Raw genomic sequence first — 23,535 nt, 5'->3', positions numbered from 1 at the left:
CCCTCGGCGAGCACGAAGCTACAGCGCGAGCAGTTCCTTGGTCGTAATGGTGAGTAGCTCGGGTCCGCCGTCCGCCTCGGGGCGCACGACGAGAGTGTCATCGATCCGGACTCCGCCCCGGCCAGGGAGGTGAACCCCCGGTTCGACGGTGACCGGCACACAAGCGTCCAGTTTACCCATGGCCGACGGTGCGAACTCCGGGTCCTCCACGATTTCGAGCCCGACACCGTGTCCGGTGGACGCGGGGAGGCCCTCTCCGTACCCCGCCGCCTCCAGTGGCTGCCGTGCGGTGCGGTCGACTTCGCGGTACTCCACACCCGGTGCGAGCGCCTCCCGGCCCGCCCGCTGAGCGGCGAACACCAGGTCGTACAGCTCGATCTGCCAGTCCGCGGGGCTGGAGCCGATGACGAAGGTGCGGCCGATCTCGCAGCGGTAGCCCCGGTAGTCGGCGCCGAGGCAGACGGACAGGAAGTCGCCCTCCTCGACCCGGCGGTCGGTCGGCCGGTGACCCGCGCGGCCCGAATCGGGTCCGGTGCCGACGGACGTGGCGAAGGCGGGGGCGTCGGCGCCGTGGTCGACGAGGCGGCGCTCCAGTTCCAGCGCGAGGTGCCGCTCGGTACGCCCCACGAGGATGGATTCGAGGAGTTCGCCGAGTGCCTGGTCGGCGATCTCGGCGGCGGTGCGCAGGCAGGAGATCTCTTCCTGGTCCTTGACGATGCGCTGCTGCTCGACGGCGGAGCCGAGCCCGGTGAGACGAAGCCGGGGTGCGACCGAACCGAGCGCCCGGTGGCGCGCGACGGTCAGGTGGTGCTCCTCGACCGCCAGCGAACGCGCCCCCTGAGCCTCCGCCAGCCCCGCGGCGGCCACCGCCGCGTCCGCGCCGGGGGCGGGCAGGACGTGGACGCGCAGGGCTTCGTCGGGACGTCCCTCACCGGACGCGCCCTCGGGCGTACGGGGGCACAGCAGCACGTCGCTCTCCGGGCCGCCGGGGCCGATGAGCAGTACGGCGCCGGACGGGGCACTGCCCGCCAGGTAGCGGACGTTGGCGGGCCGGGAGACCAGCACGGCCTCGCTGCCCGCGGCGGCCACGCGGTCGCGCAGCCGCCCGCGGCGGATTCCATGGGCATCGGACATGCCCCGAGCGTAGGTACGGGGGCGGTCGCGTGCCGTTTCTGCGCGTCCGACCGGGGGTCGGCCGACGGACGGCGGGCTCGGCGCGGGGGCCTACCAGGTGGGCGGGCTCGCCACCGCCCGCGCGAGGGTCTCGTCCAGCAGTTGGGCGGTGGTGGCCACGTCGTACTGCGAGTTGTCGATGATCGGCAGTCCGGACCCGTACCAGCCGGCCATCCGCCCGTGGATGCGGGCCACTTCCTCGTCGCTGAGCCGCCTGTTGCCGCTGCGCTTGGCGTTGCGCTCCAGGACGACCTCCAGGCCGGGCAGCAGGACCACGGGGAGCAGCCCGGGGCCCACGTGCCGCTTCCAGCCGCCGAGGCCGACCACCGGGCGGTCGGGGAACACGGCGTCGTCGACGATGCAGGAGATGTTGTTGGCGAGGAAGTTGCGGGCGGCGAAGCCGCAGGTACGGCGCGCGAGCCGGTACTGGGCCTCGGAGTGGTCGTTCCACCCGGCCTGCGGGTCGGCGAAGCCGGAGCAGACCCACTCGCGGACGTCGTCGAGGCTGATGTGCGCGGTCGGCACCCGGCGGCTCTGCGCCCAGTACTTGGCGACCGTCGTCTTGCCCGCCCCCGCGGGCCCTATGAGCAGCACCGCGAGGGTGGTGGCGCCGGTGCCGGCGTGCGCGGGCGCGGCGGAGGGCGGAGGAGCGGGCAGGGCCACGGGACCGCCCGGCGGCAGCTGGATGTGCCCGGTGGTGTCCCGCGCGCCGGTCGGAACGGGCGCGTGGTGGGGCGACGGCGGCTGGTGGTGCTGGGGCTGCTGGGCTTGCGGGGGCTGGGGCTGCTGGGCTTGAGGGTGCTGAGAGGGCGCCGGGGGCTGGTGGGGTTGCTGCGGCGGGGTGGCATGGGTCGGGGCGTTCGGGGCGTGACCGCTGCCGTTGCCGTGGTGGGGCGCGGGTGCCGCGAAGCCCGGGTTGTGCGGCCGGGGCGCGTGCGAAGGCGGCTGAGGCGCCGGGGCATGAGGTGCGTGAGGTGCGTGCGGCGGCTCGGGGGCGGCGGGCGGCTGCGCGGCCGGGGGCTGTGGGGCGGAGCCCTGCTGGGCCTCGGGGGCGTACGGCCGGGGCGCCCGCGCAGGTTCGCCCGCGGCGGGCTCCGACGCCGGAACCTGGGCCCGGGGTGCGTGCTCCTGCTGGGCCTGGGCCGCAAACGGGGACTGCGGCGCCGGAGGGAGGGTCCGGGGCGCCGGTGGTCCTGCGGGCGGGTGTGCCGACGGCAGGCCGGCCGCCGGCAGCGGCGGGGCGCCCTGCGGCAGGTACGCGGCGCCGTCTCCCGCCCGGCCCGCCGCGCCGGTCCCGTGGGGAAGCGGCAGCGGAGCCCCCACTACGTGCTGCATCCGGTGCCACTCCGTCTCGTACAGGCGACTGTTGCCGGGCCCGTCGGTCCCACCCGGCGGCAGAACCGAACCGTGAGGTATCTGACCCGCGGGAGCCCACTCGAACCCTCGCACGGTACCGCTTCCGTCCGTTCACCCGATGAACGGACGGAAGCGATCCTCAGTGCCCTGCTCTGACAGACGTCTTTGTCAGGCGTCCCGTTCCTCCGCGAGCGCGCGAAGCGCCAGCAGATACGAGCCGATGCCGAAGCCGGCGATCGTGCCGTCGGCGACGGCCGCCACCACCGAGGTGTGCCGGAATTCCTCCCGGGTGTACGGGTTGGAGATGTGCACCTCGATCAGCGGGGCGGTGCGCTGGGCCGCCGCGTCCCGCATTCCGTACGAGTAGTGCGTGAACGCACCGGGGTTGAGAACGACCGGAATTGATCCGTCCGCCGCCTCGTGGAGCCAGCGGATGAGCTCGCCCTCGTCGTTGGTCTCGCGGACCTCGACCTCGAAGCCGAGTTCCTTGCCGAGTTCCTGGCAGGCCCGGACGAGTCCGGCGTACGAGGTCGCCCCGTACACGTCGGGCTCGCGCGAGCCGAGCCGCCCGAGGTTGGGCCCATTCAGGACGAACACCCGGTTCGCGGCGCTCACGCGGCGATCTCCGCGTGGGCGGCCAGCAGCATCGCCGGGTCGGGTCCCTCCAGCACGGTCGGCTTGCCGAGGCCGTCCAGGACGATGAAGCGCAGCAGGTCACCGCGGGACTTCTTGTCGACCTTCATGTTCTCCACCAGCTTCGGCCACTGGTCGCCGCGGTAGGTCAGCGGCAGTCCGACCGATTCCAGGACGCTCCGGTGCCGGTCGGCGGTGGCGTCGTCCAGGCGTCCGGCGATCCGGCCGAGTTCGGCGGCGAAGACCATGCCGACGGAGACGGCCGCGCCGTGCCGCCAGTTGTAGCGCTCGTTCTTCTCGATGGCGTGACCGAGGGTGTGCCCGTAGTTGAGGATCTCCCGTCGGCCGGCCTCCTTGAGGTCGCCGGTCACCACGTCGGCCTTGACGCGGATCGACCGTACGATCAACTCGGCCGTGTGCGGTCCGGCGGGCGTGCGGGCCGCCTGCGGGTCCTCCTCGATGAGGTCGAGGATCACCGGGTCGGCGATGAAGCCGGCCTTGATGACCTCGGCGAGCCCGGAGACGTAGTCGTTGACGGGCAGCGAGTCCAGTGCGGCCAGGTCGCACAGCACCCCGGCCGGAGGGTGGAAGGCGCCGACGAGGTTCTTGCCCTCGGCGGTGTTGATGCCGGTCTTGCCGCCGACCGCCGCGTCCACCATGCCCAGCACGGTCGTCGGCACGGCGATCCACCGCACCCCGCGCAGCCAGGTCGCGGCCACGAATCCGGCCACGTCGGTGGTGGCCCCTCCCCCGACGCCGACGATCACGTCGGTGCGGGTGAAGTTGGTCTGCCCGAGGGCCTTCCAGCAGTACGCCGCGACCTCGACGGTCTTGGACTCCTCGGCGTTCGGCAGCTGGACGGCGATGACGTCGTAGCCCTGGGACGCCAGGTCCTCCCGTACCGCCTCACCGGTCTCGGCGAGCGCTTCGGGGTGCAGTACGGCGACCCGCTTGGCCTTCTTCCCGATCAGTCCGGGAAGCTCGCCCAGCAGCTGCCGTCCCACCAGCACGTCGTAGGCGTCGGTGCCGTCCGTGCCGCCGACGGTGATCCGGGTGGGCGCTGTTGCCTGCTGCGTCATGCGTCCTTCAACTCCAGTGCGTCGAGGACCGCCTGGGCGACCTCATCGGGGGTGCGCCCGTCGGTGGCGACGACCACCCGGGCGACTTCGGTGTACAGACTGCGGCGGGCGTCCATCAGCTCGCGCCACTGCTTGCGCGGGTTGACGGCGAGCAGCGGGCGGGCCTGGTTGAGCCCGGTGCGCCTGACCGCCTCCTCGACGTCCATCGACAGATAGACGACCGGGTGCGCGGCGAGCAGCTCGCGGGTGGACGCGTCGAGGATCGCCCCGCCGCCGAGCGCGAGCACGCCGGTGTGCTGCGCGACGGCCGCGCGTACGGCCTCCCGCTCCAGCTCACGGAAGTACGGCTCGCCCTCGTCCACGAAGATGTCGGCGATCTCGCGCCCCTGAGCGGCGACGATGTCCGCGTCGGTGTCGCGGTGCGCCACACCGAGCCGCTCGGCGAGCAGCGCGCCGACGGTGGTCTTGCCGACCCCCATCGGACCGATCAGGACGATCCTGGGCCCGTCCGGAGTGCCGGTCACCGGATCTGGAGGTTGTCGAGGTAGGACTGCACGTTGCGCCGCGTCTCGCCGACGCTGTCCCCGCCGAACTTCTCCGCGACGGCGTCCGCGAGCACCAGCGCCACCATGGCCTCGGCCACGATGCCCGCCGCCGGAACGGCGCACACGTCGGAGCGCTGGTGGTGGGCCGCGGCGACCTCGCCGGTGGCCACGTCGATCGTCGCCAGTGCGCGCGGCACCGTCGCGATCGGCTTCATCGCGGCCCGCACGCGCAGCAGCTCGCCCGTGGACATGCCGCCCTCGGTGCCGCCGGCCCGCCCGGTGGTGCGCTTCACGCCGTCCGCCGTCGGCACGATCTCGTCGTGCGCCTGGGAGCCCGGCACCCGCGCCAGGTCGAAGCCGTCGCCGACCTCGACGCCCTTGATGGCCTGGATGCCCATGAGCGCCCCCGCGAGACGGGAGTCGAGACGGCGGTCCCAGTGGGTGAAGGAGCCGAGTCCGACCGGCACGCCGTACGCCAGCACCTCGACCACACCGCCGAGGGTGTCGCCGTCCTTGTGGGCCTGGTCGATCTCCGCGACCATCGCCTTCGACGCGTCCGCGTCCAGGCAGCGCACCGGGTCCTCGTCCAGCTTCGCCTCGTCGCAGGGCTCGGGCAGCACCCCGTACGGGGCCTTGGCGGCGGCCAGCTCGACGACGTGCGAGACGATCTCGATGCCGGTCGTCTGCTTCAGGTACGAGCGGGCGACCGTGCCCAGGGCGACGCGCGCCGCGGTTTCCCGCGCACTGGCCCGCTCAAGGACCGGACGGGCTTCGTCCAGTGCGTACTTCTGCATGCCCGCGAGGTCCGCGTGGCCGGGACGGGGGCGGGTCAGCGGCGCGTTGCGCGCCAGCTTGGCCAGCTCGTCGGGGTCCACGGGGTCGGCCGACATGACCTTCTCCCACTTGGGCCACTCGGTGTTGCCCACCATGATCGCGACGGGGCCGCCCATGGTCAGGCCGTGCCGCACGCCGCCGAGGAAGGTGACCTCGTCCTGCTCGAACTTCATCCGGGCGCCGCGCCCGTAACCGAGCCGCCGTCGCGCCAGCGCGTCCGCCACCATCTCCGTGGTGATCGGCACGCCGGCGGGAAGTCCCTCCAGCGTCGCGACGAGTGCGGGTCCGTGGGATTCCCCCGCGGTCAGCCAGCGCAACCTGCTCAACGGTGCTCCTCATGCTCGCGCCCTGAACTGCAACGACGCAGCCCGGATGCGCGGCCCGGACCCGCCAACCCCGATCCTCCCACGTCCGGACGCACGCCCTCGCCCCCGGTCCAGCACTCGGACCGCTCGCCCGCCTGCCGGACAGGGCGGGGCTATCCCCCGGCCAGCGCCCGCTCGCCCGCGGCCCGCATGACCGCGAGCGGCGCGAGGGCCGCTCCCGTCATCTGCTGGACCTGCAACACCGCCTGGTGCACGAGGAGATCGAGCCCTCCGACCACCGCTCCCCCGTGCGCGGACCAGGCGGCGGCGAGAGCGGTCGGCCAGGGGTCGTACAGCACGTCGAAGAGCGTTCCGGCGGTTTTCGGCACGTCCTGGGCCAGCGCGTCGGTGGTTCTGGCGGGCGTGGTCGCGATCACCAGCGGCGCGGCGAACGCCTCGCGGGCGTCGGCCCAGTCGGCGGTCCGCACGTCGACGCCGAGGCGCTCGCCCCAGGTCCGCATCTCCTCGGCGCGCGCTCCGCTGCGTACGTACGCGGTGACCGGGCCGGTGCAGATGCGCGCCAGGGCGGCGAGCGCGGAGGACGCCGTGGCGCCGGCTCCGAGGACCGCCGCGGACTCGACCTTCTCGACCCCGCGCTCGCGCAGGGCGGAGACCATGCCGGGGACGTCGGTGTTGTCGCCGAGCCTGCGCCCGTCGTCGGTGAGGACGACGGTGTTCACCGCCTCCACCGAGGCCGCCGTGTCACTGACCTCGTCGAGCAGCGGGATGATCGCCCGCTTGAGCGGCATGGTCAGCGAGAGACCGGCCCAGCCCTCGCCCAGCTCTCCCACGAACGCGGGGAGCCCGGCCTCGTCGACCTCGAACCTGTCGTAGGTCCAGTCGTCCAGGCCCAGTTCCGCGTAGGCGGCGCGGTGCAGGACCGGGGAGAGGGAATGGGCGATGGGCTTGCCGAGGACGGCGGCCCGGTTGCGGTTGCCGTTCACTGGCCGGACTTCTCCTTCGCGCGTTCCTTCCGGTACTCCTCGACGGCCTTGTTGTGCTCCTCGATCGTGTTCGTGAACACGGTCTTCTCCGAGTTGATGGACACGAAGTAGAACCAGGGGCCGGGCGTCGGGTTCATCGCGGAGTGCAGGGCCTCTTCACCCGGGTTGCTGATCGGGCCCGGCGGCAGGCCCTTGGTGAAGTCGTAGTACGTGTTGTACGGGTGCTTGAACTTCCGCTGCTGCGACACAGGGCCGATGTCCAGCGTGCTCGTGCCCTTGATGTAGTTGACCGTGGAGTCGAATTCGAGCCGCCCCCAGGTCTCCTGCTGGTTGGGCTTGAGTCGGTTGTAGATGACGCGGGAGACCTTGTCGAAGTCGTGCTTGTACTTGCCCTCGGCCTGCACCAGGCTCGCCACCGTGATCATCTGGAACGGGGACTCAAGGCCCAGCTTCTGGGCCGAACCCGCCAGATCCTGCGCCTCGTAGTGCTGGTTCGCGCGAGCGACCATCTTCTTGAGCACGGCCTCGGGCTTGGTGCCCTTGGCCATGGGATACGTGCCGGGGTGGAGGAAGCCCTCCAGCCGGTCCATGATCTCCGGGTCCTGGGGCACCCAGGGCGGCAGACCCAGCTCGTTCGCCTTCTCCTTGGCGAGCTTCTTGGTGCTGCCTTCGGCGAGTCCGAGCCTCTTGTCGATGTCCGCATAGACCGCGGTGTTGCGCTGGCCCGGTGTCACCATGAGGTTGTTGCGGCTCTTCGGGTCGAGCATCAGCTCGACGGCGCTGGCTGCGGACATTTCCTTTTTGAGCGTGTAGGAGCCCGGCTGGAGGGACCGCCCCTGGGGGTTCTTCTTCACCGCCGCGACGAAGGCGTCGACGCTCTTGACGACACCGGCCTTTTTGAGGACGCTGCCGATTTCGTTGCCGCCGGCGTGGTCCTTGATCTCGACCTGCACCGCGCCGGTGCCCCCGCCGGAGTAGTCCTCCACCGGGCCGAACCGGGCCTTCCAGAAGTCGTAGCCGAAGTAGGCGACCCCGCCCGCTCCGCCGAGCAGGACCGCCGAGACCACCAGGCACGCGCAGCCATTGCGGCTCTTCTTCTTGCCCTTGCCGGGCTTGCCGCCCTTGCCCCGGCGCGAGGCGCGCGGGTCGTCGTCGAAGTCCTCGTCGTCACCGTCGCCACGGGGAGGGTTACGGTTGTCGTCGGTGCCCGTGAAGAAGGGGTGTTCCTCCTCGACGGGCGCGTCCGGGTCCCAGTCGGGGGCGGGCTCCGGCGGCGCCTTCCGCTGGCCGGGGGGCTGCGGCGGCGGGTAGGCGTCGGGGGTGCCGTAGTGGTCCTGGCCGCCGGTGTCGTAACCGGGCTGCTGACCGCTGTAGGGGTCGGCCGGGTTCATGCCGTACGGAATCGCCTGGCCCTGCCCGGTGTCCCAGTCGCCCTGCTGCTGGCCGTAACCATTCTGCTGCGGGTACTGCTGATGCTGCTGAGCCTGCTGGTACTGGCCGCTGTCATGCACCCGCGCGTACTGACCACTGTCGTCGTGTGTCTGCGGGTACTGACCGCTGTCGTCATGCGCCCGCGCGTACTGACCACTGTCGTGGGCCTGCGGGTACTGACCGCTGTCGTGGCCCTGCGGGTGCTGCCCGTTCTGCTGAGCCTGGGGGTGCTGGCCGCTGTCGTAGTACGGCTGCTGGGGCTGTCCCTGCTGTCCGTACTGCTGCTGGCCGGCGTAGGTCTGGTCGTACGGGACCTGCCCCTGTCCGGCCTGCTGTCCGCCCCAACCCTGGTCGCCCTGGTCCCCGTACTGCTGCTGATCGGGGTACTGGGGGTGCCACGGTTCGGAGCCCTGACCCCGGCCATACTCAGTCATCGGTCCCCTAGAGCCGCGAGGCGACGGGTGTGACGCGCGTGGGGCACGGCATCCGTCCCGCCTCAATTCCTGTGCGGCGACTGTTCGAATAGCCGCCACGTCGCGCGGAACGTTACCGTATCGCGATCAGACAACCACTTCGACGTTCTCACCAGGGAGCTCTCCCGACACCCGTTCGGCCTCAAGCGCGTTCTGAAGAATGACGATCGCAGCGGCCTGATCGATGACGGAACGCCCCTTCTTGGATTTCACTCCGGAGGCGCGCAGTCCCTGAGTGGCCGTCACCGTCGTCATCCGCTCGTCGACCAGCCGGACGCCGACCGGGGCGATGCCACGCGCCAACTCCTGTGCGAAAAGTCGCACTTTGGCCGCGGCCGGCCCCTCGCCCCCGTTGAGGGAGCGAGGGAGGCCGACGACGACTTCGAGGGGTTCGTACTCCTCGACCAACTGGCGCAGGCGCCGGTGGGCGGCCGGAACGTCACGTCCGGGGACGGTTTCCACCGGCGTGGCGAGGACCCCGTCGGGGTCGCACGAGGCGACCCCGATCCGGGCGTCCCCGACGTCGATCGCGAGCCGGCGTCCGCGTCGCATCAGGCGGTTTCCCCGACGAGGCGCTCGACGGCGTCGATGGCGTCGCCGATGGCCTCGACGCTGGTGCCGCCGCCCTGGGCGACGTCCGGCTTGCCGCCGCCACCGCCGCCGAGGGTCTTGGCGGCGGTACGGACCAGGTCACCTGCCTTGAGTCCGCGCTGACGGGCGGCCTCGTTGGTGGCGATGACGGTCAGCGGGCGGCCGTTGGCGGTGGTGAACAGGGCCACCACGGCGGCCCGGTCGCCCTGGATGCGGCCGCGCACGTCGAGGACCAGCTTGCGCAGGTCGTCGGCGGAGGTGCCGTCCGGCACCTGCCCGGTGACCAGGGCGACGCCCTTGACGTCCTTGGCTTCCTGGACGAGTCCGGCGGCGGCCTGGAGGACCTTCTCGCCGCGGAACTTCTCGATCTCCTTCTCGGCGTCCTTCAGCTTGCCGAGCATGGCGGAGATCTTCTCCGGGAGCTCCTCGGGGCGGCCCTTGACCAGCTCCTGGAGCTGGGCGACGACCGTGTGCTCACGGGCCAGGAACTTGTACGCGTCGACGCCGACCAGGGCCTCGATGCGGCGTACGCCCGAGCCGATGGACGACTCGCCGAGCAGCTTGACCAGGCCGAGCTGGGCGGTGTTGTGGACGTGCGTGCCGCCGCACAGCTCCTTGGAGAAGTCGCCGATGGTGACCACGCGGACGCGCTCGCCGTACTTCTCGCCGAACTCGGCGATGGCGCCCTGCTTCTTCGCCTCGTCGATCGACATGACCTCGGCGCGGACGTCCATCTCGTGCGAGAGGACCTCGTTGATCCGCTGCTCGACGTCGGTGAGGACGGCGCCGGGCACGGCGGCCGGGGAGCCGAAGTCGAAGCGGAAGCGGCCGGGCTGGTTCTCGGAACCGGCCTGGGCGGCGGTCGGGCCCAGGGCGTCGCGCAGTGCCTGGTGGGTGAGGTGCGTGGCGGAGTGGGCGCGGGCGATGGCGTTGCGGCGGTGCACGTCGATGATCGCCTGGGCCTGGGCGCCGACGGTGACCTCGCCGACCTGGACGACGCCCTTGTGGACGTACACACCGGGCACGGGCTTCTGGCAGTCGCGGATCTCGACGACGGCGCCGGTGTCCAGCTTGATGCGGCCGGTGTCGCCGATCTGGCCGCCGCCCTCGGCGTAGAACGGCGTGCGGTCCAGGACGATCTCGACCTCGTCGCCCTCGGTGGCGACGGGCGAGGGCACGCCGTCCACGAGAATGCCGACGACGCGGGACTCGCCGCTGGTGGAGGTGTAGCCGATGAAGTCGGTCTCGCCGGCGGCGTCCGCGATCTCGCGGTAGCCGGACATGTCGGCGTGGCCGTGCTTCTTGGCCTGGGCGTCGGCCTTGGCGCGGTCCCGCTGCTCCTTCATCAGGCGGCGGAACCCGTCCTCGTCCACCGAAAGGCCCTGTTCGGCGGCCATCTCCAGGGTGAGGTCGATGGGGAAGCCCCAGGTGTCGTGCAGCAGGAACGCCTTGTCGCCGGAGAGGACCTGGCCGCCGGCGGCCTTGGTCTCGGTGACGGCGGTGTCCAGGATGTTGGTGCCGCCCTTGAGTGCCTTGAGGAAGGCGGCCTCTTCGGCGAGGGCCACGCCCAGGATGCGCTGGCGGTCGGTGATGAGCTCGGGGTACTGCTGGCCCATCGTGTCGACCACGGTGTCGACCAGTTCCTGGACGACGGGGCCGGTGGCGCCCATGAGGCGCATGTTGCGGATGGCGCGGCGCATGATGCGGCGCAGGACGTAGCCGCGGCCCTCGTTGCCGGGGGTGACGCCGTCGCCGATGAGCATGACGGAGGTGCGCATGTGGTCGGCGACCACGCGCATCGAGACGTCGGTGCCCTGGGCGGCGCCGTAGCGCACACCGGTCAGTTCGGTGGCCTTGTCCATGACGACGCGCAGGGTGTCGGTCTCGTACATGTTCTGTACGCCCTGGAGGATCATGGCGAGGCGTTCGAGGCCCAGACCCGTGTCGATGTTCTTCGACGGGAGGTCGCCGAGGATCTCGAAGTCCTCCTTGCCGGTGCCGGCGCCACGCTCGTACTGCATGAAGACCAGGTTCCAGATCTCCACGTAGCGCTCGTCGTTGACCGCGGGGCCGCCCTCGACGCCGAACTCGGGGCCGCGGTCGTAGTTGATCTCCGAGCACGGGCCGCAGGGTCCGGGGACGCCCATCGACCAGTAGTTGTCCTTCTTGCCCAGGCGCTGGATCCGCTCGGCGGGGACGCCGATCTTCTCCCGCCAGATCTCCTCGGCCTCGTCGTCGTCGAGGTAGACGGTGATCCAGAGCTTCTCCGGGTCGAGTCCGTAACCACCGTCGTCGACGGACTTCGTCAGGACCTCCCAGGCGAAGCGGATGGCCCCTTCCTTGAAGTAGTCGCCGAAGGAGAAGTTGCCGCACATCTGGAAGAACGTGCCGTGCCGGGTGGTCTTGCCGACCTCTTCGATGTCCGGGGTGCGGACGCACTTCTGGACGCTGGTGGCACGCTGCCACGGCGGCTTCACTTCACCGAGGAAGTAGGGCTTGAAGGGCACCATGCCGGCCGGGACCAGGAGCAGAGTCGGGTCGTCCGCGATGAGCGACGCCGAAGGGACAACGGTGTGACCGCGCTCCTCGAAGAAGCTCAGCCAGCGGCGACGAATTTCTGCCGACTCCATCAGTGGTCCTCATTCCGGTTGTACGAATTGCCGTGCGGGGGCTTGGGTTGGTTGTCGAGCGCAGCGAGGTGGCGCTGCGGAGGAAGCGCCCGCGCGTCGTCGGGGGCCGCGTCGAGACCGAGCGCGTCGCCGAGTTCGGCCTCGCGCTGGACCATGCCGGCCCGCACGTCGAGCGCGAACTCCTTGATCCGGTGGCCCGCTTCGACCGCCTTGTCGGCGGCCTGCGCGGCCAGGCTCTCGGGCGTCAGCGCCTTGATCTTGCGGTTGACCTTCTGGGTGGCCCACACGCCGGCTGCGGCGCCTGCGGTGAACCAGAACGTACGGCGGAACATCGCAGCGTCAGTCCTTATTTCCGCGGGAACTCCGGCCGTTGCGCTTCGTCCGCCGCGCGGAGGGCAGCGTCCGGCCGACGATCACGGTTCGGCGGTCCGGAACCGGCGGCTCCGGGTTCTTCTTGCGGCCGATCGCCTGCCGTACGCCGTACCCGAAGGCGGCCACCTTGACCAGCGGGCCGCCGAAGGTGGAGGCGACGGTGGAGGAGAGCGCCGATGCGTTGGAGGTGACTTCCTGCACGTCGGAGGCGATCGCGTCGACCCGGTCCAGCTGGGTCTGCGCCGAGCGCACGGTCGCGGAGGCGTCGGAGAGCAGCGGAACGGCCTGCTCCGTCACGTCGGCCACCATCCGGGTCGTCGCCCTGAGCGTCTGCGCCAGCCTCACCAGCACCACGGCGAGGAAGGAGACGAGGATCGCCCAGAAGACCGCCACCAGGATGCCGGCCACCTCTCCACCGGACACGTTGCGCTCCCTGCGTGAGAAATCTTCGTTACGTCAAAGTCGTCCCGCGAGCCTATCGCGCCGGGGCCGGGACTCCGTACCGCATATCCCGCGCCGGGTCCCCCGTCCCGCAACGCGCAAACCCGCCGCCTCCCGCTCCACGGGGGAGCGGGAGGACGGCGGGCAGTGCACGCGTGTGCGTGAGGACTACGGCCGGATCAGCGGGCGTAGTACTCGACGACCAGCTGCTCGTCGCAGATGACCGGGATTTCCTTGCGGTTCGGGTCGCGGTCCAGGCGGAAGGCCAGGGCCTTCAGGTTCACCTGGAGGTAGCGCGGGGTCTCGCCGTCCGTGTCGTAGCCACCCTCGCGGGCGACCTGGAACGGGACCTTCTCGCGGCTGCGCTCGCGGACCATCACGACGTCGTCGGGACGGACGCGGAACGACGGCTTGTCGACCTTGCCGCCGTTGACCTCGATGTGACCGTGCACGACCATCTGGCGGGCCTGGTAGATGGTGCGGGCGATGCCCGAACGCAGGACCAGGGCGTCGAGGCGACGCTCAAGCTCGACGACGAGCGCCTCGCCCGTCTTGCCTTCGGCCTTCTTGGCGCGGTCGTAGGCGCGCGCCATCTGGCGCTCGCTGATGTCGTACTGGGCGCGCAGACGCTGCTTCTCCAGCAGACGGACCTTGTAGTCCGAGTTCTGCTTGCGGCCACGGCCGTGCTCGCCCGGCGGGTAGGGGCGCGACTCGAAGTACTTGACGGCCTTCGGCGTCAGCGCAATGCCGAGCGCGCGGCTCTTCTTGACCTTGGGGCGGGACTGGTTCGGCACGAACCAACCTCTCTGTCTGAATGGAAAACGGCTTCACCAGGGTTAAGGGAGGTCGCATCCGCAGCCTGGGAAACCCCTCCATCGCTGGACGGGCAGCCGCTCCCTGGTCTGGGCACTATGTGCAGCACGCGAGTGGCCCGTCGATCCGCAGGGGATGACGGGCTGCCCGCGACACCTTCAACGGTGCGCGACGCTCCTGGAACGCCCCCGGAGGGGGTTCCGGCTGGATGTCCCGATCTGGTGGTGCCGGTACGGGACCGGACACGGGACGCAGCGCTTCGGTCGATTGTACTAGGCCGGGCGCGATGGTGCGGACCGGGCCTCCGGGGCGCGGCCTCGGGCGCTCACCCCTGGCCGTTCAGCCGCTCGCGCACCTTCTCCACCACGTCCGCGTACCGCGCTTCCGCGCCGTACCGGGTGGGTGTGTAGTACTGCCTGCCGTGCACCTCGTCCGGTGCGTACTGCTGGGCGGCGATCCCGCCGGGGACGTCGTGCGGGTAGACGTACCCCTGGGCGTGCCCGAGCTTGGCGGCGCCCTTGTAGTGGCCGTCGCGCAGGTGTGCGGGGACGGCTCCGGCCAGGCCCTTCTGGACGTCCGCCCGCGCGGCGGTGATCGCGAGTGTGGCGGCGTTGGACTTCGGGGCGAGGGCCAGCGCGATGGTGGCGTGGCTCAGGGTGAGCGCCGCCTCCGGGAAGCCGATCATGGCGACGGCCTGCGCGGCGGCGACGGCGGTGGGCAGCGCGGTCGGGTCCGCGAGGCCGATGTCCTCGCTGGCGGAGATCATCAGCCGCCGGGCGATGAACCGGGGGTCCTCACCGGCCTCGATCATCCGGGCCAGGTAGTGCAGGGCGGCGTCCACGTCCGAGCCGCGGATGGACTTGATGAGGGCGCTGGCGACGTCGTAGTGCTGGTCGCCGTCCCGGTCGTACTTCACGGCCGCCCGGTCGACGGTCTCCTCGACCGTCTCCAGGGTGATCTCCTCCTCCCCCTTGTCGATCGCCGCTCCGGCCGCCGCCTCCAGGGCGGTCAGCGCGCGCCGGGCGTCGCCGCCCGCGATGCGCAGCAGGTGGTCCTCGGCGTCCTGGGGCAGGGTGACCGCGCCCCCGAGTCCGCGTTCCTCGGCGAGCGCGCGGTGCAGCAGTCCGCGCAGGTCGTCGTCGGTGAGGGATTCGAGGGTGAGGAGCAGGGAGCGCGAGAGGAGCGGGGAGATGATCGAGAAGTACGGGTTCTCGGTGGTCGCCGCGATCAGGGTGACCCAGCGGTTCTCCACGGCGGGCAGCAGGGAGTCCTGCTGGGCCTTGCTGAAGCGGTGGATCTCGTCGAGGAAGAGGACGGTCTCCTTGCCGTAGCCGCCCGAGGCGCGGCGGGCGCCCTCGATGACCGCCCGCACTTCCTTGACTCCGGCGGTGATCGCGGACAGCTCGACGAACCGCTTCCGGGTGGCCTGGCTGACGACGTACGCCAGGGTCGTCTTGCCCGTGCCGGGCGGGCCCCACAGGATCACCGACGACGCTCCCGCGGGTCCGCCGGCGCCCTCCCCCACCAGGCGGCGCAGCGGTGAGCCCTGCTTGAGGAGGTGCTTCTGTCCGAAGACCTCGTCGAGGGTGCGCGGGCGCATCCGGACGGCCAGGGGGCTGCTGGACGGGTCGGTGGCCTGGCGTTCTTCTGCGGCTGCGGTAAACAGATCGGGCTCCACACCCCGAAGCCTAGGTCAGGCCACCGACAATGCCGTCCGGCCGGCCCCCGGTGCCGGGCTCAGCTGGTCCAGAAGCTCCACCAGTTGGTGAGGATCAGGATGCCGATGATGCCGATCCAGAGCACCGGCGGCACCCAGTGGAACTCGACGAGGCCGCTGCGGAGCCAGCGGGGCGACGGCAGGATGCGGTGCTTGAGGTTGTGCACCGTGACGTAGCAGAACATCACGATGGTGGCGACCCAGGCCAGGCAGCACCAGAGGCACAGCGAGCGGATCGTGTAGAGGGACTGGTACTGGAGGTACGTGCAGAAGGCGACGCCGAAGAGGGTGCCGGCGTTGAGGCCCAGCCAGTACCAGCGCTTGTAGCGCGCGCCGGCCAGGAGGGCCACGCCGATGGCGATCACCATGCCGTAGGTGACGAGGCCGAGCATCGGGTTGGGGAACCCGAAGAAGGACGCCTGGTCGCTCTTCATGATGTTGCCGCAGGCGACGACCGGGTTGAGGCTGCATCCCGGGGTGAAGTTCGGGTCTTCGAGCAGCTTGAACTTGTCGAGCGTGATCACCCAGGCGGCGAGCAGGCCGGCCGCCCCGGTGAGGATCAGCATCCAGGCGAACGCCCGCCCGGCTCCGAACCTGCCCGTTCCGTCCGGGGCTTCCCGCTGCCCCGACACCTCGTCAACCGCTGTCGTCGTCATATCGCCGTTCCGTCGCTGCTGTGGCCTTGCTGGGCAGGCTCATTGTGCCGTACGGGGGATGCCGGAGGGTGTTCGTCGGACATAAGGAAGGGCCCGGAACCCAAGGTTCCGGGCCCTTGCCCGCTACGGACGCCCGCGCCGCACGCGCACGCCCTCCCTGAGCGGGACGGCACGCACGCACGTGCGGAACGGGTCAGGCCAGCCGACGCCGGATCTCCGCGACGACCGCGTCCAGGGCGAGCGGTTCCTGCTCGCCGGTCTCCATGTCCTTGAGCTGGACCTGACCGTCGGCCAGGTCGCGCTCGCCCGCGACGACGACGTAGCGCGCGCCGCTGCGGTTGGCGTTCTTCATGGCCCCCTTGAGCCCCTTGCCGCCGTACGAGAAGTCCGTGGCGACCCCGGCCTTCCGCAGCTCGACGACCTTGGCGAAGAGCACCCGGCGGGCCTCCTCGCCCAGCGGCACCGCGTACACGGCGGTGACGTCCGGGATGTCGAGGGCGACGCCCTCGGCCTCCAGCGCGAGCACCGTGCGGTCCACGCCGAGCGCCCAGCCGACGGACGGCAGCGCGGGGCCGCCGATCATCTCGGACAGGCCGTCGTAGCGGCCGCCGCCGCCCACCGCGGACTGCGAGCCGAGACCGTCGTGGACGAACTCGAAGGTGGTGCGGGTGTAGTAGTCCAGCCCGCGGACCAGCTTCTCGTCGTCCTCGAAGGCGACGCCGGCCGCCGTGATCAGCGCGCGCACCTCCTCGTGGTACGCCTTGCACGCGTCGCACAGGTGGTCGCGCAGAACGGGCGCGCCGACCAGCTGCTTCTGCACGTCGGCGCGCTTGTCGTCGAGGATCCGCAGCGGGTTGATCTCGGCGCGGCGCACGGTCTCCGCGTCGAGGTCGAGGCCGCGCAGGAACGACTGGAGGGCCTCCCGGTAGACGGGACGGCACTCCTTGTCGCCGAGCGAGTTGAGCAGGATGCGGAAGTCGCGCAGGCCGAGCGAGCGGTACGCCTGGTCCGCCAGGATGATCAGCTCGGCGTCGAGGGCGGGGTCCTCGGCGCCGATGGCCTCCGCACCGACCTGCGAGAAGTGGCGGTAGCGGCCCTTCTGCGGGCGTTCGTAGCGGTAGTACGAGCCGGAGTACCAGAGCTTGACGGGCAGGTTGCCGGCCTTGTGCAGGTTGGCTTCGAGGGCGGCGCGCAGGACGGAGGCGGTGCCTTCGGGGCGCAGCGCGAGCCGGTCGCCGCCCTTGGTCTCGAAGGCGTACATCTCCTTGGTGACGATGTCGGTGGACTCGCCGACGCCGCGTGCGAACAGCTCGACGTTCTCGAAGCCGGGCGTCTCGATGTAGCCGTAGCCGGAGTTCCGCAGCGGTGCGGCGATCGCCTCGCGCACGGCGAGATACGTCGCGGAGACGGGCGGAAGCAGGTCGTACGTGCCCTTGGGGGCCTGAAAAGTGCTCACGGGAGGTGGTTCACATTCCTCGTCGAGGGGCGGGCGCTGCGCCCAGGTCCCGCAGGTACGGGTTGGTCGCGCGCTCCTGGCCGATGGTGGTCTGGGGGCCGTGCCCGGACAGCACCACGGTCGAGTCCTCCAGCGGCAGGCACACACGGGCCAGCGAGGCGAGGAGTTCGTCGTGGGAGCCACCGGGGAAGTCGGTGCGTCCGACGGAGCCGGCGAACAGCAGGTCGCCCGAGAAGAGGATCTGCGGAATGTCCGCGGCCTCGGGCAGCCTGAAGGTCACCGACCCCCTGGTATGGCCGGGCGCGTGCGACACGGTGAGGTCCAGACCGGCGAGCTTCAGCTCCGCCCCGTCGTGCAGCTCCTTGAGGTCGTCCGGTTCGCCCACCCTCAGCTCGCCCATGAGCTGCGCGCCCAGGGAGCGGCCGAGGGCCTTCTCCGGGTCGCTGAGCATGAAGCGGTCCTCGGGGTGGATCCACGCGGGTACGTCCTTGGCCCCGCAGACGGGTACGACGGAGGCGACGTGGTCGATGTGCCCGTGGGTGAGCACGACGGCGACGGGCTTCAGCCGATGCTTCTTCAGCGTCTCCTCGACACCCTGGGTGGCCTCGTGGCCCGGGTCGATGATCACGCACTCCTCGCCTGCGGCGGGGGCGACCAGGTAGCAGTTGGTCCCCCAGGCCCCGGCGGGGAACCCGGCAATAAGCACGATGGTCCTCGGTGTGTGTCGTCCGTCAGCGGCTTGTCGCAGCGCTTTCGCTCGCGCGTGCAACGGAAAGAGAGCCTACCGGCGCTCTTCGTTCCACAGCGAACCCATATACGGTACGGGCTAGCTCGGGCCCGGTCGGACGGGCGTCCGGCAGCAGTCGACACGTACGAGGAGAAGACCCGGTGGTCAACAACGATCAGCGGCGGCGCCAGCTCGCCAGGGAGAAGTTCGAGCGGCAGCAGCAGCGGCGTGCCGAGCGGCAGCGCACGACCCGGCGGCGCACCGCGGTGATCGGCGCGGCCCTGGCCGTCGTCCTCGCGGGCACCGCGAGCGCGTGTGCGGCGGGGCTCTTCGAATCCAAGAGTGGCGAGGACGGCAAGGTCGTGGACGCGGGCGCCGACGCTCCGTCGAAGAAGGCCGACCCGTGCAGGGCGCCCGCGCCGGGCGAGGTGGCGAAGCTGTCCTTCGACAAGGAGCCCCCGCTCACTGTCGACAAGTCGGCGAAGTACGCGATGAAGCTGCGGACCACGTGCGGCGACATCGATCTGGCGCTGGACGCGCGGAAGGCACCGCGCACCGTCAACTCCTTCCACTTCCTCGCGGGCAAGGGGTACTTCGATCACACCGAGTGCCATCGGCTCACCACGCAGGGCATACACGTCCTGCAGTGCGGCGACCCGACGGCGGCCGGCAGCGGCACCCCCGGCTACAAGCTCCCCGACGAGAACCTCAAGGACCCGAAGGTGGCGGGCGGCACGTACCCGGCGGGCACGGTGGCGATGGCCAACGCGGGTCCGGGCACCGGCGGCAGCCAGTTCTTCCTGGTCTACAAGGACAGCCCGCTGCCGCCCGACTACACGCCGTTCGGCACCATCGAGGGCGGCCTGGACGTGCTGGAGAAGATCGCTGGTGCGGGTGAGTCGAGCGGGCAGGGCGACGGGGCGCCGAACGCCACCGTGGTCATCGACAAGGCGACCGTCACCAAGTAAACCGGGAAGTGCGGGATGCGGACAGCCGCCCCGCACGTCGCCTATGTTGGCGGTGTGCAGGGCGTCTTCGGCCCCGCGATCAGACTGTGGACGTTGAAAAACGTGTGGACGATGCCCGGGGGTCACGACCCCTTGCGGACATCATGTGGAGGAGGCGCTGTGAGCAGCGACCCGTGGGGCCGCGTCGACGAGACGGGCACCGTGTACGTGCGTACGGCCGAGGGCGAGAAGGTCGTCGGATCCTGGCAGGCCGGCTCTCCCGAGGAGGCCCTGGCCTACTTCGAGCGCAAGTACGAGGGCCTGGTGGTCGAGATCGGCCTCCTCGAAAAGCGGGTGAAGACCACCGATCTGTCGGCCAAGGACGCGCAGACCGCGATCGACCACCTGCGGACCCAGGTGGACGAACACCACGCGGTGGGTGACCTCGACGCACTGAGCAAGCGTCTCGACGCCCTCGTGACGACGGTCGACAAGCGCCGCGAGGAGCGCAAGGCGGAGAAGGCCAAGCAGGCCGACGAGGCGAAGGCGGCCAAGGAGAAGCTGGTCGCCGAGGCCGAGGAGCTGGCGCAGAGCGACCAGTGGCGTTCGGCGGGCGAGCGGCTGCGGGCGCTGGTGGACACCTGGAAGGGTCTCCCCCGCCTCGACCGCAAGGCCGACGACGAGCTGTGGCACCGGTTCTCGCACGCCCGCTCGGCGTTCTCCAAGCGCCGCAAGGCGCACTTCGCGTCGCTGGACGCGCAGCGCGAGGAGGCCCGCAAGGCCAAGGAGAAGCTGGTCGTGGAGGCCGAGTCGCTGTCGAAGTCGACCGACTGGGGCGGCACGGCGGCGCGTTACCGCGAGCTGATGACGGAGTGGAAGGCCGCGGGCCGCGCGCAGCGCGAGTTCGAGGACGACCTGTGGAACCGCTTCCGCGGCGCCCAGGACGTGTTCTTCGCCGCGCGGGGCGAGACCTTCGCCGAGCGGGACGCGGAGCAGGGCGAGAACCTCAAGCTCAAGGAGGAACTCGCCGCCGAGGCCGAGAAGCTGGTGCCGGTGAAGGACCTCAAGGGCGCGCGTGCCGCGTTCCGGTCGCTCAACGAGCGCTGGGAGGCCATCGGTCACGTGCCCCGGGACGCGCGTCCCAAGGTCGAGGGCCGGATGCAGGCCGTCGAGCGGGCGATCCAGGAGGCCGAGGAGGCCGAGTGGCGGCGCAGCAACCCGGAGGCGCGGGCCCGCGCCGCGGGGCTGACGGGTCAGCTCCAGGACGCCGTCGAAAAGCTCCGCAAGCAGATCGACACGGCACGCGCGGCGGGCAACAACGCCAAGGCCGACAAGCTGGCGCGTGAGCTGGAGGGCCGTCAGGCGCTGCTCGACCAGGCGATGAAGGGCCTGGAGGAGTTCGGCGGCTGACCGACCGCCGGCCGACGCCGGCCAGTACGTACGAGCGGGGCCCCGGACGCGCAGTCCGGGGCCCCGCTCGTCTGCGTGCCCCGACGCCTGCGGGCGCGACGCCTGCGTGCGGGCGCGACGCCTGCGCTACTCCTGCGGGCGCGGCGCGAGGCTCGTGTGCGGGCGCGTGCCTGTGCGCGGCACGACGCTTGCGCGCGCGGCGCGACGCCCGTATGCGGGCGCGACGCCTACGAGCGCTACGCCCGCGGGCGCGACGCCAGCGCCTGGGCGTGTGACGCGTCCGCGTGTGTTACGCCGGTGGGCGCGGGCACGAGGGCCCGCGTACACACGACGCGCGCGTACGCGGCACGAGGCCCGCGCGGCACGCGTGCGCGACGCCCGCGTCCGGGCGGGGTGACGGCGTCCGCGGCGGTCCTACGGCCTGCGCGCCGACGTCACGCGGTAGACGTCGTACACGCCCTCGACCCCGCGTACCGCCTTGAGCACGTGCCCCAGGTGCTTCGGGTCGCCCATCTCGAAGGTGAAGCGGGAGGTGGCCACCCGGTCGCGGGAGGTCTGGACGGCCGCCGACAGGATGTTGACGTGCTGGTCGGACAGGACCCGGGTGACGTCGGAGAGCAGCCGGGACCGGTCGAGGGCCTCGACCTGGATGGCGACCAGGAAGACCGACGACTGGGTGGGCGCCCACTCGACTTCGAGGATCCGCTCGGGCTGCTGCGACAGCGAGTCGACGTTGACGCAGTCCGCGCGGTGGACGGAGACGCCGCTGCCGCGCGTCACGAAGCCGATGATGGGGTCGCCCGGCACCGGCGTGCAGCATCGCGCCAGCTTGACCCACACGTCGTCGACGCCCTTGATCACCACTCCGGGGTCGGCGTTGGCCCGGCGCTTGCTGCGGCTCTGTGAGGGCGGCGAGCTCTCCGCGATGTCCTCGTTGGCGGCGTCCTCGCCGCCGAGCGCCTGCACCAGCTTCTGCACGACCGACTGCGCGGTGACGTGGTTCTCGCCGATCGCCGCGTACAGGGACGAGATGTCCGGGTAGCGCATCTCGTGCGCGAGGGTGACCAGCGAGTCCCCGGTGAGGATGCGCTGGATCGGCAGGTTCTGCTTGCGCATGGCGCGCGCGATGGCGTCCTTGCCCTGCTCGATGGCCTCGTCGCGGCGCTCCTTGGAGAACCAGGCGCGGATCTTGTTGCGGGCGCGCGGCGACTTCACGAAGCCCAGCCAGTCGCGGGAGGGCCCCGCGCCGTCCGCCTTGGAGGTGAAGACCTCGACCAGGTCGCCGTTGTCCAGGGTCGATTCGAGCGGGACGAGCCGCCCGTTGACCCGCGCTCCTATGGTCCGGTGCCCGACCTCGGTGTGCACGGCGTACGAGAAGTCGACCGGCGTCGCCCCTGCCGGGAGCGCTATGACGTCACCCTTCGGGGTGAAGACGAAGACCTCGTTGCGGGAGAGGTCGAAGCGCAGCGACTCCAGGAACTCGCTGGGGTCCTCGGTCTCCTTCTGCCAGTCCAGCAACTGGCGCAGCCACGCCATGTCGTTGACGGCGTCGTCCTTGTGCCGGGGCACGTCGGTGCGGACCTTGGAGGCCCCGGCGACGGCCTCCTGCTTGTACTTCCAGTGCGCGGCGATGCCGTACTCGGCGCGGCGGTGCATGTCGAAGGTGCGGATCTGCAACTCGACGGGTTTGCCGTTGGGGCCGATGACCGTCGTGTGCAGGGACTGGTACATGTTGAACTTCGGCATCGCGATGTAGTCCTTGAACCGGCCGGGGACCGGGTTCCATCGCGCGTGCACGGTGCCGAGGGCGGCGTAGCAGTCCCGTACGGTGTCGACCAGTACGCGGATGCCCACCAGGTCGTAGATCTCCGCGAAGTCCCGGCCGCGGACGATCATCTTCTGGTAGACGCTGTAGTAGTGCTTGGGCCGCCCGGTGACGGTCGCCTTGATGCGTGCGGCCCGCAGGTCGCTCTGCACCTCGTCGGTCACTATGGCCAGGTACTCGTCGCGCTTGGGAGCGCGCTCGGCGACCAGGCGCACGATCTCGTCGTACATCTTGGGGTAGAGGATCGCGAAGGCGAGGTCCTCCAGCTCCCACTTGATGGTGTTCATGCCCAGGCGGTGGGCGAGCGGCGCGTAGATCTCCAGGGTCTCGCGCGCCTTCTTCTCCTGCTTCTCCCGCTTGAGGTAGCGCATGGTGCGCATGTTGTGGAGGCGGTCGGCGAGCTTGATGACCAGGACGCGCGGGTCCTTGGCCATGGCGACGACCATCTTGCGCACGGTCTCCGCCTGCGCGGCCTCGCCGAACTTGACCTTGTCGAGCTTGGTCACGCCGTCGACCAGCAGCGCCACCTGGTCGCCGAAGTCGCGGCGCAGGGTGTCCAGGCCGTACTCGGTGTCCTCGACGGTGTCGTGCAGCAGGCCCGCCATCAGCGTCGCCGGGTCCATGCCCAGCTCCGCGAGGATCGTCGTCACGGCCAGGGGGTGCGTGATGTACGGGTCGCCGCTCTTGCGCTTCTGCCCGCGGTGCCAGCGCTCGGCGACCTGGTAGGCGCGCTCGATGGTGCGCAGGGTCGCCGTCTCGATCTTGGGGTCGTTGCTGCGCACGATCCGCAGCAGGGGTTCCAGGACCGGGTTGTACGGGGACTGGCGCTGCACGCCGAGCCGCGCGAGCCGGGCGCGTACCCGGTTTGAGGAGCCTCCGGTGCGCGCCGTGGCGCCGGCCGGGGCGGCGGGGCGTACCGCGGGGGCGGGGGCGGGCGCGGATCCGTTGGCGCTCTCCGGAGTCACCGGCGGGCCGGGCTTGTCAGCCGGGACGACCGGGGGCTTCGGGGGCGTGGCGCCACCCGCTGCGGCCTTGTCCGGCTGCGGGGTGGCGACTGGCTGGGCCTCGTCAGGCAAGAGCGCTCCTCGTACGGGTCCGGAAAGCCCATGGTATCGAG

20 protein-coding genes and 1 pseudogene are annotated in these 23,535 nt (G+C 71.0%); 3 read left to right on the top strand and 18 right to left on the bottom strand.

Annotated features, from left to right (window positions below):
• Positions 1-18: 18 nt before the first annotated feature.
• From ACQPZG_RS28545 to mltG, 8 genes and pseudogenes are all read right to left on the bottom strand, one after another.
• A complete protein-coding gene (locus ACQPZG_RS28545) occupies positions 19-1,134 on the bottom strand; it encodes an aminopeptidase P family protein (RefSeq protein ID WP_433548563.1) in 1,116 nt (371 codons plus the stop codon).
• A gap of 90 nt (positions 1,135-1,224) precedes the next feature.
• Positions 1,225-2,124 (bottom strand): annotated as a pseudogene (locus ACQPZG_RS28540) (AAA family ATPase); the annotation flags it as partial.
• A 573-nt stretch (positions 2,125-2,697) separates the two neighbouring features.
• On the bottom strand, positions 2,698-3,144 hold the full coding sequence (gene aroQ, locus ACQPZG_RS28535) for a type II 3-dehydroquinate dehydratase (protein ID WP_433548562.1): 447 nt from the start codon (positions 3,142-3,144) through the stop codon (positions 2,698-2,700).
• Positions 3,141-4,241, bottom strand: coding sequence for a 3-dehydroquinate synthase (gene aroB / locus ACQPZG_RS28530; RefSeq protein WP_433548561.1), 1,101 nt, complete (start codon positions 4,239-4,241; stop codon positions 3,141-3,143). Before aroB ends, aroQ begins: the two co-directional genes overlap by 4 nt.
• Positions 4,238-4,720: a shikimate kinase gene (locus ACQPZG_RS28525; protein ID WP_433549586.1), complete on the bottom strand. Its 483-nt coding sequence runs from the start codon at positions 4,718-4,720 to the stop codon at positions 4,238-4,240. Before ACQPZG_RS28525 ends, aroB begins: the two co-directional genes overlap by 4 nt.
• 41 nt (positions 4,721-4,761) lie before the next feature.
• A complete protein-coding gene (aroC, locus tag ACQPZG_RS28520; RefSeq protein ID WP_433548560.1) occupies positions 4,762-5,946 on the bottom strand; it encodes a chorismate synthase in 1,185 nt (394 codons plus the stop codon).
• 152 nt (positions 5,947-6,098) lie between these two features.
• The gene (locus tag ACQPZG_RS28515) at positions 6,099-6,929 is read right to left on the bottom strand and encodes a shikimate dehydrogenase (protein WP_433548559.1); all 831 of its coding nucleotides are present in this window, start codon (positions 6,927-6,929) and stop codon (positions 6,099-6,101) included.
• Positions 6,926-8,440 (bottom strand): endolytic transglycosylase MltG, encoded by a 1,515-nt coding sequence (mltG, locus tag ACQPZG_RS28510; protein ID WP_433548558.1) that lies wholly within the window; start codon positions 8,438-8,440, stop codon positions 6,926-6,928. Before mltG ends, ACQPZG_RS28515 begins: the two co-directional genes overlap by 4 nt.
• On the opposite strand from mltG, the gene ACQPZG_RS28505 reads away from it, so the two are divergent.
• Positions 8,402-8,827, top strand: a complete 426-nt coding sequence (locus tag ACQPZG_RS28505; RefSeq protein WP_433548557.1) for a hypothetical protein — start codon at positions 8,402-8,404, stop codon at positions 8,825-8,827. The genes mltG and ACQPZG_RS28505 overlap by 39 nt on opposite strands.
• 93 nt (positions 8,828-8,920) lie before the next feature.
• Here ACQPZG_RS28505 and ruvX read toward each other — a convergent pair whose 3' ends face one another.
• From ruvX to ACQPZG_RS28460, 9 genes are all read right to left on the bottom strand, one after another.
• Positions 8,921-9,385 carry a Holliday junction resolvase RuvX gene (ruvX, locus tag ACQPZG_RS28500; RefSeq protein WP_433548556.1) on the bottom strand — a complete coding sequence of 155 codons (465 nt, stop codon included), beginning with the start codon at positions 9,383-9,385 and terminating at the stop codon, positions 8,921-8,923.
• Positions 9,385-12,054: an alanine--tRNA ligase gene (gene alaS, locus ACQPZG_RS28495; protein WP_433548555.1), complete on the bottom strand. Its 2,670-nt coding sequence runs from the start codon at positions 12,052-12,054 to the stop codon at positions 9,385-9,387. Before alaS ends, ruvX begins: the two co-directional genes overlap by 1 nt.
• Complete coding sequence (locus tag ACQPZG_RS28490; RefSeq protein ID WP_433548554.1) at positions 12,054-12,386, bottom strand: DUF6167 family protein; 333 nt, start codon at positions 12,384-12,386, stop codon at positions 12,054-12,056. The genes alaS and ACQPZG_RS28490 overlap by 1 nt, the downstream gene beginning before the upstream one ends.
• A 7-nt stretch (positions 12,387-12,393) precedes the next feature.
• Positions 12,394-12,834: a DUF948 domain-containing protein gene (locus tag ACQPZG_RS28485; protein ID WP_433549585.1), complete on the bottom strand. Its 441-nt coding sequence runs from the start codon at positions 12,832-12,834 to the stop codon at positions 12,394-12,396.
• Between the two features lie 212 nt (positions 12,835-13,046).
• The gene (rpsD, locus tag ACQPZG_RS28480; RefSeq protein ID WP_185030621.1) at positions 13,047-13,661 is read right to left on the bottom strand and encodes a 30S ribosomal protein S4; all 615 of its coding nucleotides are present in this window, start codon (positions 13,659-13,661) and stop codon (positions 13,047-13,049) included.
• A 344-nt stretch (positions 13,662-14,005) separates the two neighbouring features.
• Positions 14,006-15,358 (bottom strand): replication-associated recombination protein A, encoded by a 1,353-nt coding sequence (locus ACQPZG_RS28475; RefSeq protein WP_433548553.1) that lies wholly within the window; start codon positions 15,356-15,358, stop codon positions 14,006-14,008.
• A gap of 59 nt (positions 15,359-15,417) precedes the next feature.
• Positions 15,418-16,053 (bottom strand): vitamin K epoxide reductase family protein, encoded by a 636-nt coding sequence (locus ACQPZG_RS28470; RefSeq protein ID WP_433548552.1) that lies wholly within the window; start codon positions 16,051-16,053, stop codon positions 15,418-15,420.
• A 193-nt stretch (positions 16,054-16,246) separates the two neighbouring features.
• Positions 16,247-17,509 carry a histidine--tRNA ligase gene (gene hisS, locus ACQPZG_RS28465; RefSeq protein ID WP_433548551.1) on the bottom strand — a complete coding sequence of 421 codons (1,263 nt, stop codon included), beginning with the start codon at positions 17,507-17,509 and terminating at the stop codon, positions 16,247-16,249.
• Between the two features lie 10 nt (positions 17,510-17,519).
• Positions 17,520-18,215, bottom strand: a complete 696-nt coding sequence (locus tag ACQPZG_RS28460; RefSeq protein ID WP_433548550.1) for an MBL fold metallo-hydrolase — start codon at positions 18,213-18,215, stop codon at positions 17,520-17,522.
• A 182-nt stretch (positions 18,216-18,397) separates the two neighbouring features.
• Here ACQPZG_RS28460 and ACQPZG_RS28455 point away from each other — a divergent pair, with 182 nt between their 5' ends.
• Both ACQPZG_RS28455 and ACQPZG_RS28450 read left to right on the top strand, forming a co-directional pair.
• Entirely contained in the window at positions 18,398-19,204 is an 807-nt protein-coding gene (locus tag ACQPZG_RS28455; protein WP_433548549.1) for a peptidylprolyl isomerase, read from the top strand.
• A 159-nt stretch (positions 19,205-19,363) separates the two neighbouring features.
• Positions 19,364-20,593, top strand: coding sequence for a DUF349 domain-containing protein (locus ACQPZG_RS28450; RefSeq protein ID WP_433548548.1), 1,230 nt, complete (start codon positions 19,364-19,366; stop codon positions 20,591-20,593).
• Between the two features lie 414 nt (positions 20,594-21,007).
• Here the strand turns inward: ACQPZG_RS28450 and ACQPZG_RS28445 are convergent, their stop codons facing one another.
• Positions 21,008-23,494: a RelA/SpoT family protein gene (locus ACQPZG_RS28445; protein ID WP_433548547.1), complete on the bottom strand. Its 2,487-nt coding sequence runs from the start codon at positions 23,492-23,494 to the stop codon at positions 21,008-21,010.
• Between the last annotated feature and the right edge of the window lie 41 nt (positions 23,495-23,535).

The sequence above is a fragment of the Streptomyces sp. CA-294286 genome (assembly GCF_050947155.1).
Lineage (GTDB): Bacteria > Actinomycetota > Actinomycetes > Streptomycetales > Streptomycetaceae > Streptomyces.
Note: the sequence above shows the minus strand (reverse complement) of the source record. Positions and strands in the feature narration are given on the sequence as shown.

Bases quoted from the DNA above. Each gene is read 5' to 3' on its own strand.
- ACQPZG_RS28545 (WP_433548563.1), bottom strand. From the start codon at position 1,134: ATGTCCGATGCCCATGGAATCCGCCGCGGGCGGCTGCGCGACCGCGTG.
- aroB (WP_433548561.1), bottom strand. From the start codon at position 4,241: ATGACGCAGCAGGCAACAGCGCCCACCCGGATCACCGTCGGCGGCACG.
- ACQPZG_RS28525 (WP_433549586.1), bottom strand. From the start codon at position 4,720: ATGGGGGTCGGCAAGACCACCGTCGGCGCGCTGCTCGCCGAGCGGCTC.
- ACQPZG_RS28505 (WP_433548557.1), top strand. From the start codon at position 8,402: ATGCTGCTGAGCCTGCTGGTACTGGCCGCTGTCATGCACCCGCGCGTA.
- ruvX (WP_433548556.1), bottom strand. From the start codon at position 9,385: ATGCGACGCGGACGCCGGCTCGCGATCGACGTCGGGGACGCCCGGATC.
- alaS (WP_433548555.1), bottom strand. From the start codon at position 12,054: ATGGAGTCGGCAGAAATTCGTCGCCGCTGGCTGAGCTTCTTCGAGGAG.
- ACQPZG_RS28490 (WP_433548554.1), bottom strand. From the start codon at position 12,386: ATGTTCCGCCGTACGTTCTGGTTCACCGCAGGCGCCGCAGCCGGCGTG.
- ACQPZG_RS28470 (WP_433548552.1), bottom strand. From the start codon at position 16,053: ATGACGACGACAGCGGTTGACGAGGTGTCGGGGCAGCGGGAAGCCCCG.